Consider the following 15,872-nt stretch of genomic DNA (forward strand, 5'->3'; position numbering starts at 1 on the left):
CGACCCAGCGACGCCGCGAACAGCCCGGCCGGACCGTCGGACGGGGGCCGGGCCGACGGCTCCGTGAGCGAGGGCCGCCACGCGATCGTCCCGAGGCGGGTGTCCTTCGACTGGGAGGACACCCCGCTGCACTGGATCCCGGAGGAGCCCACCGCCACCCATGTCATCAATGTGCTGCATCTGCTGCTCCCGGCCGGGGAGCGGTGGTTCGTGAGGGTCCTCAAGGAGGCTCTGCCGCTGGTCCGCGACCCCGAACTCCGCAAGGACGTCAAGGGGTTCATGGGCCAGGAGGCCACGCACAGCGTGCAGCACGCGTACGTCCTCGACCACCTCGCCGCCCAGCGGCTCGACACTTCCGGCTTCACCCGGCACGTCGACTTCCTCTTCGAGAAGCTGCTCGGCGAAGAACCGCCCCGGGGGGTGCCAGTCCCTGCCCGGGAGTGGCTGCGCTTCCGGCTGTCGGTCGTCGCGGCGATCGAGCAGTTCACGGCGGTGCTGGGCGACTGGGTGCTGACGGCCGAGGGCCTGGACCTCGCCGACGCCGACGAGGTCATGCTCGACCTGCTCCGCTGGCACGGCGCGGAGGAGGTCGAGCACCGCTCGGTGGCCTTCGACCTGTACCAGCACTGCGGCGGCGAGGGCGGACCCCGGTACGCCCGGCGGGTGGCGGGCATGGCCGTCACCGCGCCGATGATGCTCTACATGTGGGTGTGGGGCACCGCCTATCTGATCCGCCACGACCCCCAACTCGCCGGCCGTCTGCGCTACTCGCCGGCCGCCCACAACAAGGCTGTCCGCAAGGGGCTGTTGCCCAGCTGGAAGGAGCTCGGCGCGGCCATACCGCGCTATCTGCGGCGGTCGTACCATCCGTCGAAGGAGGGCTCTTTGCTCAGGGCCGTCGAGTACCTGGCGCAGTCGCCCGCGGCGCGGTCGGCGGTGGGGGCGATCGGGCGGGCGGCGGCTTCTTAGGGCCCAGGGGCGGGAGGGCGGGAGAGATGAGCGACGAGTCGGGCGGTGTCGCGTACCGCATCGAGGACCTGGCACACCGCAGCGGCGCCACGGTCCGGACGATCCGCGCCTATCAGGACCGCGGGCTGCTGCCCCGCCCCGAGCGGCGCGGTCGCGCCAATGTGTACGCGGACGCCCATCTGGCGCGCCTGCGGCAGATCGCCGACCTTCTGGACCGCGGTTACACGCTGGCCTCGATCAAGGAGCTCCTGGAGGCCTGGGACGCGGGCCGGGGGCTCGGCGGAATACTCGGTCTGGTCGCGGAGGTCGACGGGCCGTGGACCGACGAGGAGGCCGCCCGGATCTCCCGGGCCGAGCTGGAGGAGCGGTTCGGCGGTCGTCCCGACGATGCGGCGGTGGCGGACGCCGTGGAGCTCGGCGTACTGGAGCCCGTTCCGGGCGATGAGGACGCCTTCCTCGTTCCGAGCCCTCAAGAGCTGTCCGCAGCGGTCGAGTTGTACACGGCGGGCGTTCCCCTGTCCGCTATCTCCTGCCATCTGCGGGAGTTGAGAGGGCAGGTCGAGCACATCGCCTCCCGTTTCCTGGAGTTCACCACGGAGCATGTCTTCGCGCGCTATCTCGGGGAGCACCCGCCGAGCGACGCGGAAGCGGCCGAGGCGGCCTCGCTCGTCCGGCGGCTTCGACCGCTCGCGCAGCAGACGGTGGATGCCGAACTGGCCCGCGCCATGCGGCTCTTCGCCACCCGCCATCTGAGTCGGCACCTCGCGACGGGACACTTCCCGGAGGAGCGGGAAGGCGCTCGTACGGTGGAGGTCGCCGCCGGGACAATGCGGGCCGTGGAGCGTCTGGTTGGCGCCGAGCACGCGGCGGCGTTCGTCACAGCGGCCGCCGAACGGGAGCTGCAGACACGCACGTTGGACCGGCTGTCCACAAACACCTCCCATGGCAACATTGTTGACGAAATACCCTAAAGGGAGCTTGCGTTGTCCACAGATTCGTCAAATCGCCTGTGGATAACAGGACTTGGCTGTGGATCAAACCTCCGATCCAAAATCAAATGCGTGATCCGTCTCTCGCCAGGCACGCTGGGAGGATGAAGGAACAGACGGATGACCGGACGCGCGACCGGACGCGCGACCAGACGCATGAGCGGACGGATGATCGGACGGAAGGACAGGCGGATGAACGGATGGATGAAAAGCGCACCGTGAAGGTGTCGAAGTACCTCTCGAAGCATCTGCGGCATCAGCCCGAGCGGATCGGACTCACGCTCGGCGAGGGCGGCTGGGTCGAGATCGACACACTGATCTCCGCGGCGGCCGCCCACGGCTTCCGGTTCACCCGCGACGAGCTCGATCATGTGGTGGCCAACAACGACAAGCGGCGCTTCGCCGTCGAGGGCTCCCGGATCCGGGCCAGCCAGGGCCACTCCGTCGAGGTCGACCTCGGGCTGCCCCCGGCGACCCCGCCGGCGTACCTCTACCACGGGACCGTGGCCCGCAACCTGGACCCGATCCGCGCCGAGGGCCTGAAGCCCATGAACCGGCACGACGTGCACCTCTCTGCGGACCGGGAGACAGCCACCCGCGTCGGCGCCCGCCGCGGCCGCCCGGTCGTGCTCTCCGTGGACGCCGCCGCCATGCACCGCGACGGCCATGTCTTCCGGGTCAGCGCCAACGGCGTCTGGCTGGCGGAGGCCGTACCGCCGGGCTACCTGCGGTTTCCCGGTCCGCACTGATCCCGGGCGCCGGACACCGGTCCGGGGACTGCCCTGAGGCGGCCACACCCCGGCTCCGTTTACGCTCGACGCATGAGTCTGCGTCTGAGCACCGTGATCCTGCCGTACGTCCGCTGGCACGAGGGCGGGCGTTCCGCGTGGCAGCGTGCGGAGCAGCTCGGCTTCCACACCGCGTTCACCTACGACCATCTCTCCTGGCGGACCTTCCGCGACGGCCCGTGGTTCGGGGCCGTGCCGACACTGACCGCTGCGGCCGCCGTCACCGACCGGCTGCGCCTCGGCACGCTCGTGACCTCGCCGAACTTCCGGCACCCGGTCACTCTCGCCAAGGACCTGATCTCCCTCGACGACATCTCGAACGGCCGGGTCACACTGGGCATCGGCGCGGGCGGCACCGGTTTCGACGCCACCGCTCTCGGTCAGGACCCGTGGACCCCGCGTGAGCGCGCCGACCGCTTCGGTGAGTTCGTCCCGCTGCTCGACCGGCTCCTCACCGAGGACTCCGTCTCCTACGGCGGCAATTTCTACTCGGCGCACGAGGCGCGCAACATCCCGGGCTGCGTCCAGCGTCCCCGGCTGCCGTTCGCGGTGGCCGCCACCGGTCCGCGCGGGCTGAAGCTCGCCGCCCGTCATGGACAGGCCTGGGTGACGACCGGCGACCCGAAGCTGTACGAGTCGGGCACCCCGGAGCAGTCCGTTCAAGCCATTCGCGGGCAGGTCGCCAGGCTGGCCGACGCCTGCGCCGAGATCGGCAGGGACGTGGCGGAGCTCGACAAGGTCCTGCTCACCGGCTTCACTCCCGACCGGAGCCGCCCGCTGGAGTCCCTCGACGCGTTCGTCGACTTCGCGGGCCGGCACGCCGAACTGGGCTTCACCGACATCGTGATCCACTGGCCGATCCCCGACTCGGACTTCGCCGCCGACGAGAAGATCTTCGAGCGGATCGCCATGGAGGCCGTGGCCCAGCTGTCCTGACACCCGTCGCGGCGCCCCTGGTTGGACAGGGTGCAACGACATCGGCGACGGCAACCACTCAAGTGTGCGGACCGCCGCACGGTCGTGCGCATATATGCGGGAGAATGAGCACGTGACCTCAGCGACTCGCCGGCCCGAGACTCCGGCCTCCACCGTCCCGCCCCGGCTGATCGCCACGGACCTCGACGGCACCTTGTTGCGCGACGACAAATCGGTGTCCGACCGCACGATCGCCGCCCTCGCCGCCGCCGAACAGGCCGGTATCGAGGTCTTCTTCGTCACCGGCCGCCCGGCCCGCTGGATGGACGTCGTCAGCGACCACGTCCACGGGCACGGCCTGGCCATCTGCGGCAACGGCGCCGCCGTGGTCGACCTGCACGGCGGCCCCGGCGCCCACCGCTTCGTCAAGATCCGCGAACTGACGCCCGACATCGCCCTGGACGTCATCCAGGTGCTGCGTTCCGCCGCCTCCGGCACGGTGTGTGCCGTCGAGCGGACGTACGGCCTCCATCTCGAACCGGGTTACCCGCTCATGCACATGGAGCCCCCGGAGATCGTCCTGCCCGCCGAGAAGCTCCTCGCCGAGGATGCTCTGGACGCCGATCAGCCGGTACTGAAGGTGCTCGCATACCACCCGGACATGGACCCGGACGACTTCCTCAACGTCGCCCGCCCAGCCATCGGCGACCGGGCCAACGTGACCCGGTCGAGCCCCAGTGCCCTTCTGGAGATCAGCGGCCCCGGCATTTCCAAGGCCAGCACCCTCGCGCTGTGCTGCGCCGAGCGCGGTATCTCCCCCGAGGAGGTCGTCGCCTTCGGTGACATGCCGAACGACGTCGAGATGCTCACCTGGGCGGGCCGGTCGTACGCCATGGGCAACGCCCACCCCGCCGTGATCGCCGCCGCCTCCGGGCGCACGGTCGCGAACAACGAGGACGGGGTGGCGGTCGTGATCGAGCAGATCCTGGCAGACCGCTCGTAACCACGCGACAGCACGACCGCGGGGCCTCCGGCGAACGTGCCGAAGGCCCCACGGCGGCCGCTTCCCAGTCCTGCCACGGTCTTTCGGCGACCCGCAAGCCGGTCGCACGGCGGTCGTTGCGGTGGTCATACGGCGGGCGTGGGCCGGTCGCACGGCGGTCGTGCGGCGGTCATACGGCGGTCGTTGCGGTGCTCGCCCCACCGGAGCCGCTGTGCTCCGCCGGCGGGCCTACACAACGACCCCGTGCTCCGCCAGCCACGGCACCGGGTCGATCGCCGAACCCGTCTCCGGCGTCACCCTCACCTCGAAGTGCAGATGCGGCCCCGTCGAGTTGCCGCTCGTGCCCGACTGACCGATCCACTCCCCGGTCGAGACCCGTTGCCCCTGATCGACGGCGACGGCCGCGAGATGCGCGTACTGCGTGTAGTAACCGCCGGGGTGCTCGACCACGATCTCGATGCCGAAGGGACCGCCACAGGACACCTTCACCACCCGGCCCGACCCGACCGCCCGCACCGGGGTGCCGATGGGCACCGCGAAGTCCTGCCCGGTGTGCCGGTGCGCCCAGTGCTCGCCCCCGCTGCCGAACCCCGCGGAGAGTTCGTACGTCTCCACCGGCGCGACCCACGCGCGCGAGGAGTCCACCGGTGGCTGGTCGAGACGGACCGCACCGCGGCAGGAGCCTGCCGCCACCGAGGCGTCCGCCCGGCTCTGCAACGCCGACCGCGCCTCGTCGAGCTTCGCCTCGATGGTCCGCTTGATCTCGGCGAGTTCTCCCTTCCGCTTCTCCAGCGCCTGCCACTCGGACTGGGCCTTCGCCTCGTCCGCGGCGAGCCGGCCCTCAGCGCGCCGGCTTTTCGCGACGGCCTTGGCGACGACCAGATCGGCCCGCCGCACGGCACGCTGACCGCGCATCAGGTCGTCGGGGTCCTTCGCGAACAGGATCTGGGCGGTGTACGGAAGGCCGCCGCCCTGCCGGTACTGAGCGCTCGCGATCCGGCCCAGATCCTCGTGCAGGACCGCGATCTCCTGCCGCTCCCGCACGAGGAGCTGCTCAGCCCGCTCCGCCCGGCCACGCTGCGCCTCGGCGTCCTGCCGCCCCGCCTCGTACTGCCCCGTAGCCACGGAGGCGTCCTCGTACAGCCGCGCCACCTGTGCACTGATGTCGAGGTCCGCGCCGTCGCCGTCGCCCTCGGCCACCGCCGGCCGGGCCGCGAGAACCACGAGCGCGCACAACAGCGCTGGTACGAAAAGGGGATGGCGACGAGATGGGCGCATGACAGCGATCGTGGCCCGCGCCTTCGGACCCGGCCTGTTCAAGGCGTACACCTGGGGGACGGAACGTCACGAATGGCCCAGCGGCGGCACCGAACGGCCCCACACCGGTGGGGCGGCCCGCGAACAGGTCTCCTGCGCAAGGAAATTCAGTGCGGTGCCTGCCACACCACCGTCGTGCCACCGCCGTCCTCGCCGATCCCCGGCCCGTACCAACTGGCGCCACCCAGCGACTCGGCACGCCGTTTGAGGTTCTTCAGGCCGCTGCGCCGGCCGCCGTCGGGGATGCCGACGCCGTCGTCCGCGACGGCGAGACGCACTCCCGGCCGCCCGTCCGGCAGGAGGACGTTCGCGTCGACGGAGACCTCGATACGGGAGGACCCCGCGTGCCGGAAGGCGTTGGAGAGGGCTTCACGCAGCGCGGCGATGAGGTTCTTGCCGGTGAGTTCGCCGACCAGCGTGTCGACGGGTCCGGTGAAGCGGTGTCCGGGCTGGAAACCGAGGGGGACGGCGGCCATGTTGATCTCGCGCAGGACGCGGGTGCTCAGCCCGGACGGCACCTCGGCGGGGCCCTGCCGGAGCGCGAAGATCGCGGTGCGGATCTCCTGGATGGTGACGTCGAGTTCGTCGACCGCCTTGCCGACGCCCCGCTGCACCTCGGGCACGTTCGAGCGGCGTTGTGCGCTCTCCAGCATCATGCCGGTGGCGAACAGCCGCTGGATGACCAGGTCGTGCAGATCACGGGCGATCCGGTCGCGGTCCTCGTACACCGCGAGCCGTTCCCGGTCGCGCTGTGTCTCGGCCATCATCAGCGCCAGCGCGGCCTGCGAGGCGAACTGCGCCGCGAGGGTCCGCTCGGTCTCCGTGAACGGGCGTCCCTCGCGCGTCCGCGGGGTGACGAGGGCCCCGAGGACCCGGCCGTCGCTCTGCAGGGGAAGCATCATGACGGGCCCGTAGGCGCGGGTGAGGTCCGTGCGCAGACGCGGATCGACGGCCGCGTCCTCCAAGAACACCGGCCTCCCGTCGCAGAGTTCGGCGACCAGTTCGCTCTCCGGCGGAACGATCACGCCGAGCACCTACGAAGGGTGTTCCGCTGCCACCGCGACGACCTCGAGGCCGCCCTCCTCGGCGGGCAGCAGCACGATCCCGGCCGCGGAACCGGAGAGCCGGCGGGCCTGTTCGGCGACGACCTGCAACGCCTCCTCGGCGTCGCCGCCCGCCAGCAGCGCGGTGGTGACGGCCACCGAGCCGTCGATCCAGCGCTCACGCTGCTTCGCCGCCTCGTACAGGCGGGCATTGCCTACGGCGATACCCGCCTCCGTGGCGAGCACCCGGACCATGTCGAGGTCGTCGTCGCCGAAGGTCCCGCCGCCGCGCTTCTCGGCGAGGTACAGGTTCCCGAAGATTTCCCCCTGCACCCGAACCGGCACTCCGAGGAAACTGTGCATCGGTGGATGGCCGGCGGGAAACCCGCAGGAGCGCGGGTCGTCGGTCAGGTTCGCGAGGCGCACCGGATCGGGGTCGCGGATGAGCGCCCCCAGCAGCCCCTTATGACCGTCGGGCATCCGTCCGATCCGTCGGACAGTCCCCTCGTCGACGCCGTGCTGGACGAAGTCCGCGAGTCCCTCCCCGCTCTCGGCCACGACCCCGATGGCCGCGTACCGTGCGTCCGTGAGTTCGGCCGCGGTCTCGCAGATCCGGTCCAGCGTGGAATGCAGCTCCAGCCCCGATCCGACCGACCGCACGGCCTCCAGCAACCGCGACACCCGTGCGGCCGACACGTCGGGCAGCCCTCCCAGACCACCGACCGCCGGGGCCGCCGCGCCCGTGCTGCCGTCCGGAGCGGGGGAAGCCGACGCTGCTGACATGCCTTGAGCCTAGTTAGTCCCTTTTGCGAGAGAAAGTCGGCTCAGGGGAGAGGGCGGAACCCGAGACCCCCGTCCCGGCCTTCGGGCCACCACCCGCCAACACCCCGCCCGCGCCCGCCCGGCGCTCAGCGCCACCGGGCCCATCACTCACGCTCCGCCCGCCCGGCACTCAGCCCGCCACCGCACCCACCAGCAGATCTCCCGCGGTCTCCCGTGCCACCATCTCCCGCAGCGGTCCCTCGACGGCCGACAGCTCCGCGAACGCCCCGCGCTGAGCCACCCGTCCCTGCACGAGCACGATCACCTCGTCCACCGCGTCGAGCCCGGCCAGCCGGTGCGTGATCAGCAGTGTCGTACGGCCCTCCGTCGCGGCCAGCAGATCCGCGGTGAGCGCGTCGGCCGTCGGCAGGTCGAGGTGTTCCGCGGGCTCGTCGAGAACGAGTACGGGGAAGTCGGCGAGCAGCGCACGGGCCAGCGCGAGGCGCTGGCGCTGGCCTCCGGACAGCCGTGCCCCGTGCTCACCGATCAGGGTGTCGAGCCCATCGGGCAGCCCGTCCACCCAGTCGAGGAGCCGGGCCCGCCCGAGCGCGTCACGCACCGCGGCCTCGGTCGCGTCCTTGCGGGCGAGCAGCAGGTTCTCGCGCACGGTGCTGTCGAAGAGATGCGCGTCCTGGGCGCACAGCCCGACCAGCCGGCGCACGGCGTCCCCGTCCATCCCGTACGCGTCCGCCCCGCCCAGCGTGTACGTCCCCTCTTCCGTGTCCAGGAACCGCAGCAGCACCTGTGCGAGTGTCGTCTTGCCTGCTCCGGACGTTCCGACCACGGCGATCCTGCGGCCCTCTTCGAGGGTCAGATCGAGGTCGGCCAGCGCGTCCCGGTCCTGTCCCGCGTGCCGGGCCCGGAGCCCTTCCACGCGGAGCGGGAACGGCGACGCGGGGGCGGGTCGCGGCTGTTCGGGTTCGCGTACGGGATCGGCGGCGTCCAGCACTTCGTACACGCGCTCCGCGCTCTTGTGCACCCGCTGCCGATACTGGACGGCGAGTGGCAGTCCCATGACGGCCTCGAAGGCGGCGAGGGGGGTGAGGACGACGACGGCCATCAGCACACCGTGCAGGCGTCCGGCGGCGACCGCCTGGGCCCCCACGAGAGCGGTGGCCGTGACGGTGAGCCCGGACACCAGTGCCGTGAGTCCGTCGCCGAGTGCGGTCGCGGTGGCGGCCCGCGAGGCGATGCGGGTGAGGACGGCGTCGGCCCGCCGTGTCTCCGCGGTTCGGGCGGGCAGCGCGCCCGCGACGGTCAGCTCGGCCGTCCCCGTGAGCAGATCGGCCACCCGGGTCGCCAGCGCGCCTCGTGCGGGAGCCAGCCGTCGCTCGGCACGGCGCGCCACGGCGCCGGTCACCAGAGGGACGCCGGCACCGGCCGCGAGCAGACCGACGGCGAGAACGGCACCGGCTTCGGGCAGCAGCCAGGCGGTGAACCCGACGGAGGCGGCGGACACCAGGACCGCGGCTCCGGTCGGCAGCAGCCACCGCAGCCAGTAGTCCTGCAGGGCGTCCACGTCGGCGACGAGCCTCGACAGCAGATCGCCGCGCCGGGTTGTCCGCAGCCCGGCGGGCGCGAGCCGCTCCAGACGCCGGTAGACGGCGACCCGCGTGTCGGCCAGCATCCGCAGCACGGCGTCGTGCGACACGAGGCGTTCCGCGTACCGGAACACCGCCCGCCCGATGCCGAACGTCCGGGTGGCCGTCACCGCCACCATCAGATAGAACACCGGCGGCTGCTGGGAGGCCCTCGAGATGAGCCACCCGGAGGTCGCCATCAGGCCGACGGCACTTCCGAGGGCGAGGCTGCCGAGGAGAAGGGCGAGCGCGAGCGGGCCACGGCGGGGAGCCGCCATGGCCCGGACGCGGGCGAGCACGCCGCCCCGGTTCCGGGGCGTCGGGGCGCGCCCGTCGCCGTCCGTGGAGGGCGCGCCTTCCGGCTCGACTCCCCGGGGCGACTGCGTGCGGCCGGGCTCCGCGGAGCCGGGAACCTCGGTGGGGGCCACGAGCGCCGACTGCGGCTCGCCGGCCGCAGCGGCTTCCAGGCGTACCACCCGGTCCGCCACTTCCAGCAAGGCCGGTCGGTGCACGACCAGCAGTACGGTCCGCCCCACGGCGAGCCGCCGTACCGCCGCGACGACCTCGGCCTCGGTCGCCCCGTCGAGCGAGGCTGTCGGCTCGTCGAGAAGCAGCACGGGCCGGTCCGCGAGGAACGCCCGGGCAAGTGCGAGGCGTTGACGCTGACCGGCCGACAGCCCGGCGCCGTCCTCACCGAGGACCGTGTCGGACCCGGCGGGCAGCGCGTCGACGAATCCGGCCGCACCGGCGTCGACGAGAGCCCTGCGCAGTGTCACGTCGTCCGCGTCGGGTCGCGCCAGTCGTACGTTGTCAGCGATGGATCCGGCGTACAGGTGCGGCCGTTGCGGCACCCAGGCGATCCGCGAGCGCCACTCCATGAGGTCGGCCTCTGCGAGATCGGCTCCCCCGGTCCGGACCCGGCCGGCGGTGGGCTCGACGAACCCGAGCAGGACGTTCAGCAGCGTCGACTTGCCCACACCGCTGGGCCCGACGAGGGCCACCGTCTCACCGGGTTCGACCGTGAAGGAGACGTCCGAGACCGCGTCCGAGGAGCGCCCCGGGTACCGCACGGTCACACCCTCGAAGCCGATCTGCCCCACGGGCACGTGCAGCGAGCCGGACCTCGGCGCCGGGGTCTCCAGCACCGCGAAGATCTCCTCGGCGGCCGCGAGCCCCTCGGCGGCGGCGTGGTACTGGGCTCCCACCTGCCGCAGCGGCAGATAGGCCTCGGGTGCCAGCACGAGGATGACGAGCCCCACGTACAGGTCCATCTCGCCACGGACGAGCCGCATTCCGATGGTCACCGCGACCAGCGCGACCGAGATGGTGGCGAGCAGTTCCAGGGCGAAGGACGACAGAAAGGCGATCCGGAGCGTCCGCATGGTCGCCTGCCGGTACTCGCCGGTGATCTTCCGGATCGACTCGGCCTGCGCCTTGGCCCGGCCGAACACCTTGAGCGTGGGCAGTCCCGCGACGACGTCCAGGAAGTGTCCGGACAGCCGGGACAGCATCCGCCATTGGCGGTCCATCTGGCTGCGCGTGGCCCAGCCGATCAGCACCATGAACAAGGGGATCAGCGGCAGGGTGCCGACGATGATCGCCGCCGACACCCAGTCCTCGGTGACGATCCGTGCCAGCACGGCCACCGGCACCACCACCGCGAGCCCCAGCTGCGGCAGATAGCGCGAGAAGTAGTCGTCGAGTGCGTCGACTCCCCGCGTCGCGAGGGCGACCAGTGAGCCCGTCCGCTGACCGCTGAGCCACCCGGGCCCGAGCGATGCGGCCCGCTCCAGCAGTCGCCCCCTCAACTCCGACTTGACCGCGGCGCTGGCCCGGTGCGCGGCGAGCTCGGTGAACCAGGCCACGACACCGCGCCCGACCGCGACGGCCGCCAACAGCAGCAGGGGAGTGCGGAGTTCGGTGAGGGAGGAACCGCGCTGGAAGGCGCCGACCACCACTTCGGCGATGAGCATCGCCTGGGCGATGACCAGCGCCGCTCCGACGACACCCAGACCCACGACCGCCACGAGGAACAGGCGGGTGGCTCGGGCGTACCGAAGCAGACGCGGATCGATTGGTTTCACGTGAAACACACCCCTGGCTCATCAGGCATGTTTCACGTGAAACATGCCACTACGTCGGATTCAGTGCGACACGTCCGCGGCGATGTGCTGCGTGCCGATGCGCTTGCGGAACACCCAGTAGGTCCAGCTCTGGTAAAGCAGGACGATCGGCGTGGCGATCAGAGCGCACCAGGTCATGATCTTCAGGGTGTAGTGGCTCGACGAGGCATTGGTGACCGTGAGGCTCCAGTCCGCGTTGAGCGAGGACGGCATGACGTCCGGGAAGAGCGACAGGAAGAGCATCGCGACGGCGGCCACGATAGTGAGCCCCGAGAGCATGAAGGCCCATCCCTCACGCCCCCCGTTGACCGCCACCAGTGCCGCGACGAGGGCGACCACGGCCACGATCAGCGCGACCAGCGACGCGCCGTCACCGTTGTCGACCTGGGTCCAGATCAGGAAGACCAGCGCCAACACGGCTGTTGCCAGACCGAGTTGCAACGCCAGTTTCCGCGACCGCTCCCGGATGTCTCCGACCGTCTTGAGCCCGACGAACACCGCGCCGTGGAAGGTGAACAGCGTCAGCGTGACCAGACCACCGAGGATTGCGTACGGGTTGAGCAGGTCCCAGAAGTTGCCCACGTACTCGAAGTTCCGGTCGATCTTGACACCGCGCACGATGTTGCCGAAGGCCACACCCCAGAGGAAGGCTGGGATCAGCGAGGTCCAGAAGATCGCCGTCTCCCAGTTGCGCTGCCAGTGCTCCTCGGGCCGCTTCGCCCGGTACTCGAAGGCGACACCGCGCACGATCAGACAGACCAGGATGATCAGCAGGGGCAGATAGAAGCCCGAGAAGAGCGTGGCGTACCACTCGGGGAAGGCCGCGAAGGTCGCACCGCCCGCCGTGAGCAGCCACACCTCGTTGCCGTCCCACACAGGACCGATCGTGTTGATCAGCACCCGCTTCTCGGCGCGGTCGCGGGCCAGCAGCTTGGTGAGGATGCCGACTCCGAAATCAAAGCCCTCCAGGAAGAAATAGCCGATCCAGAGGACCGCGATGAGGACGAACCAGACGTCGTGAAGTTCCATGACTCAGCAGCTCCCTGAGCCTAGTAGGAGAAGGCCATCGGCTTGTCGGCGTCACTGGAGTCGCCGCCGATCCTGGTGGGCGGATTGAGGTCGGACTCGGTGAGCTCGGGAGGCCCTGCCTTGACGTACTTCGCGAGCAGCTTGACCTCGATGACGGCGAGAATCGCGTAGATCGCCGTGTAGACGGTCATCGATGTGATGACCTCGCCCTGCGAGACGGTGGGGGAGACCCCGTACCGGGTCTGCAGAACCCCGTAGACGACCCACGGCTGACGGCCCATCTCGGTGAAGATCCAGCCCCAGGAGTTGGCGATCAGCGGGAAGGCCAGCGTCCAGATGGCGATGCGCCAGCCCCACTTGGTCAGCGTCGGGCCGAGTGCCTTGTTCTTGAACAGGACCAGATGCGGCGCCTCGTCCTCGCCGACCCTCAGGTGCTGCGCCAGCATGAACTTCTTGCGGGTCAGCCAGAGTCCGATGATGCCGATCACGAAGGACGCCATGCCGAAGCCGATCATCCAGCGGAACGCCCAGAAGGTGACCGGGATGATGGGGCGGTAGTCGCCGGGGCCGTACTTCGCCTGCTCGGCCTTGTTCGTGTCGTTGATGCCGGGGACGTACGAGTTGAAGTCGTCGTTGGCGAGGAACGACAGTATCCCCGGGATGGACAGCTCGACGGTGTTGTGGCCCTTGCTGACGTCTCCGTACGCGAAGATCGAGAAGGGTGCGGAGTCCTGGCCGTCCCACAGCGCCTCGGCGGCGGCCATCTTCATCGGCTGCTGCTTGAACATGACCTTGCCGAGGGTGTCGCCGCTGATCGCCGTGAGCAGACCGGCGATGACGACGGTGACGAGGCCGAGCCGCAGCGAGGTCTTCATGATGGCGACGTGCCTCTTGCGGGCCAGGTGAATCGCGGCGATACCCACCATGAAGGCGCCGCCGGTCAGGAAGGCCGCCGTGAGGGTGTGGAACGCCTGGGCGAGCGCGGTGTTCTGGGTCAGCACATGCCAGAAATCGGTGAGCTCCGCGCGCCCCTTCGCCTTGTTGATCCGGTAGCCGACGGGGTGCTGCATCCACGAGTTGGCCGCGAGGATGAAGTACGCCGACAGGACGGTACCGATGGAGACCATCCAGATGCAGGCGAGGTGGAGCTTCTTCGGGAGCCTGTCCCAGCCGAAGATCCACAGCCCGATGAAGGTGGACTCGAAGAAGAAGGCGATCAGGGCCTCGAAGGCGAGCGGCGCACCGAAGATGTCGCCGACGAAGCGTGAGTAGGCGGACCAGTTCATGCCGAACTGGAATTCCTGGACGATGCCGGTGACGACGCCCATCGCGATGTTGATCAGGAAGAGCTTGCCCCAGAACTTGGTGGCCCTGAGGTACTTCTGGTTCTCCGTACGCACCCAGGCCGTCTGCAGGCCGGCGACGAGCGCGGCGAGCGAGATCGTCAGGGGGACGAAGAAGAAGTGGTAGACGGTGATAATGCCGAACTGCCATCGCGCCAGAGTCTCCGGCGCCAAAGCCAATTCCACGTCGTCAGTCTCCTTACGTCGCCTTAGTCACAGCGGCAGTTTGCCCGCTTTACCGCAGACATCACGGGAGCAACAGGACACGCTTGTGAACGCGTTCACATTCACAAGCAATTATGACGCATCCCAGTTCGAGGGATGAGGGGTGGGGGGTCCCTGAGCGGGACCCGTGGGTCCCGACCGGGTGGGACCAGGTGGCCCATGGCGCGCGAGTGGTTCCCGGGTCCGTCCCCGCCCCGCCTCCATCCCGATGGCACCGCGCATGCCGAGGGCCCCGTACGCGGTGAACACGTACGGGGCCCTCCCACGGCTCGCCGGTGGATGCCCCGGACCGACGGCCAGGTGTCGCTCGGTGGCCAGGCGTTGCCCGGTGGACAGTCAAGCCACCTGAACGGGCTTGGCCCGATGAGCAGATGTGACCGGTAGGCAGATGTGCCTGGCCGGCAGGCGCAGCCCGACGGTCAGGCGCGCCCGGCGGCAGATGTTCCGCCCGGCGGCTACAGCTCCTTGTGGAAACCTTCGGTCGCCTTCAGGAAGATGTCGTTCGCCTCGGTCTCACCGATGGTGACGCGGACGCCCTCGCCGACGAACGGACGCACGACGACACCGGCCTGCTCGCAGTGGGCCGCGAAGTCGAGGGTGCGCTCCCCCAGGCGCAGCCACACGAAGTTGGCCTGCGTCTCGGGCACCGTCCAGCCCTGACCGCGCAGGGCGTCGACCACCCGGGTGCGCTCGGACACCAGGGAACCGACCCGGCCGAGCAGCTCGTCCTCGGCGCGCAGGCTCGCCACGGCGGCGTCCTGGGCCAGCTGGCTCACCCCGAACGGGACCGCTGTCTTGCGCAGTGCCGCTGCCACGGGCTCGTGAGCGATCGCGAAGCCGACCCGGAGACCGGCCAGCCCGTACGCCTTGGAGAAGGTGCGCAGCACACAGACGTTGGGTCGGTCACGGTAGATCGCCACACCGTCCGGCACCTCGACGTCACGGATGAACTCGCGGTACGCCTCGTCCAGGACGACCAGCACATCGCTCGGCACCCGGTCCAGGAACCGCTCCAGCTCGGCCCGGCGCACCACGGTGCCGGTCGGGTTGTTCGGGTTGCAGAGGAAAATCAGGCGGGTCCGGTCGGTGATGGCGTCGGCCATCGTGTCCAGGTCGTGCACCTCGCCCGGGGTCAGCGGCACCTTCACCGAGGTGGCCCCGCTGATCTGCGTGATGATCGGGTACGCCTCGAAGGACCGCCAGGCGTAGATGACCTCGTCGCCGGGACCGCTCGTGGCCTGAAGCAGCTGCTGCGCGACGCCGACCGAGCCGGTGCCGGTCGCCAGGTGGGAGACCGGGACGCCGAACCGGTCCGCCAGCTCGTTCATCAGCCCGGTGCACGCCATGTCCGGGTAACGGTTGAACGACCCGGTCGCCGCGGTCAGGCTCTCGAGCACACCGGGCAGCGGCGGATACGGGTTCTCGTTGGAGGACAGCTTGTACGCCACGGCACCGGCCGCGGCGGGCTTGCCGGGCTTGTAGGTGGGGATACCCGCCAGCTCCGCACGCAGCTTGGGGTTCGTCTCGCTCACCGCAGTCCTCCTCGTGACCACCAGCGGCTCATGACCACCACCGGCTACCAATGCTTCTCACCTTATGAGGATTCGGCGCCGCTGCGAATGGCCTGTGGACAACCGAACACCACCTTGTGTCCGGCCGGGTGATCACCCGGTGCCCCGGACTCGGCCATCGGCGTCGCACGACCGGGCGGCCGTCCTCGTACGAA

Annotated in this window: 10 protein-coding genes and 1 pseudogene; 5 read left to right on the forward strand and 6 right to left on the reverse strand. The window is 70.2% G+C overall.

Annotated elements, in window-relative coordinates:
- Positions 1-63 precede the first annotated feature (63 nt).
- The 5 genes from ACZ4N5_RS00845 (at position 64) to ACZ4N5_RS00865 (ending at position 4,664) form a co-directional block, all read left to right on the forward strand.
- Positions 64-969 (forward strand): metal-dependent hydrolase, encoded by a 906-nt coding sequence (locus tag ACZ4N5_RS00845; protein ID WP_467755379.1) that lies wholly within the window; start codon positions 64-66, stop codon positions 967-969.
- 26 nt (positions 970-995) lie between these two features.
- Positions 996-1,940, forward strand: a complete 945-nt coding sequence (locus tag ACZ4N5_RS00850; protein WP_467755015.1) for a MerR family transcriptional regulator — start codon at positions 996-998, stop codon at positions 1,938-1,940.
- 218 nt (positions 1,941-2,158) lie between these two features.
- Positions 2,159-2,707 carry an RNA 2'-phosphotransferase gene (locus ACZ4N5_RS00855; RefSeq protein ID WP_467755016.1) on the forward strand — a complete coding sequence of 183 codons (549 nt, stop codon included), beginning with the start codon at positions 2,159-2,161 and terminating at the stop codon, positions 2,705-2,707.
- A gap of 72 nt (positions 2,708-2,779) precedes the next feature.
- Complete coding sequence (locus tag ACZ4N5_RS00860; protein WP_467755017.1) at positions 2,780-3,682, forward strand: LLM class flavin-dependent oxidoreductase; 903 nt, start codon at positions 2,780-2,782, stop codon at positions 3,680-3,682.
- A gap of 94 nt (positions 3,683-3,776) precedes the next feature.
- Positions 3,777-4,664: a Cof-type HAD-IIB family hydrolase gene (locus ACZ4N5_RS00865; RefSeq protein WP_467755018.1), complete on the forward strand. Its 888-nt coding sequence runs from the start codon at positions 3,777-3,779 to the stop codon at positions 4,662-4,664.
- A gap of 228 nt (positions 4,665-4,892) precedes the next feature.
- Here the strand turns inward: ACZ4N5_RS00865 and ACZ4N5_RS00870 are convergent, their stop codons facing one another.
- The 6 genes and pseudogenes from ACZ4N5_RS00870 to hisC form a co-directional block, all read right to left on the reverse strand.
- Positions 4,893-5,942 (reverse strand): M23 family metallopeptidase, encoded by a 1,050-nt coding sequence (locus tag ACZ4N5_RS00870; protein WP_467755019.1) that lies wholly within the window; start codon positions 5,940-5,942, stop codon positions 4,893-4,895.
- A 146-nt stretch (positions 5,943-6,088) separates the two neighbouring features.
- Positions 6,089-7,807 (reverse strand): annotated as a pseudogene (locus ACZ4N5_RS00875) (GAF domain-containing sensor histidine kinase).
- A gap of 169 nt (positions 7,808-7,976) precedes the next feature.
- Positions 7,977-11,519, reverse strand: a complete 3,543-nt coding sequence (gene cydD / locus ACZ4N5_RS00880; RefSeq protein ID WP_467755020.1) for a thiol reductant ABC exporter subunit CydD — start codon at positions 11,517-11,519, stop codon at positions 7,977-7,979.
- A 51-nt stretch (positions 11,520-11,570) separates the two neighbouring features.
- Entirely contained in the window at positions 11,571-12,578 is a 1,008-nt protein-coding gene (gene cydB / locus ACZ4N5_RS00885; protein WP_467755021.1) for a cytochrome d ubiquinol oxidase subunit II, read from the reverse strand.
- Positions 12,579-12,598: 20 nt separating this feature from the next.
- The gene (locus tag ACZ4N5_RS00890; protein ID WP_467755022.1) at positions 12,599-14,107 is read right to left on the reverse strand and encodes a cytochrome ubiquinol oxidase subunit I; all 1,509 of its coding nucleotides are present in this window, start codon (positions 14,105-14,107) and stop codon (positions 12,599-12,601) included.
- A gap of 494 nt (positions 14,108-14,601) precedes the next feature.
- Positions 14,602-15,678, reverse strand: a complete 1,077-nt coding sequence (gene hisC, locus ACZ4N5_RS00895; protein WP_467755023.1) for a histidinol-phosphate transaminase — start codon at positions 15,676-15,678, stop codon at positions 14,602-14,604.
- Between the last annotated feature and the right edge of the window lie 194 nt (positions 15,679-15,872).

The organism is Streptomyces sp. NPDC026500, assembly GCF_055567635.1.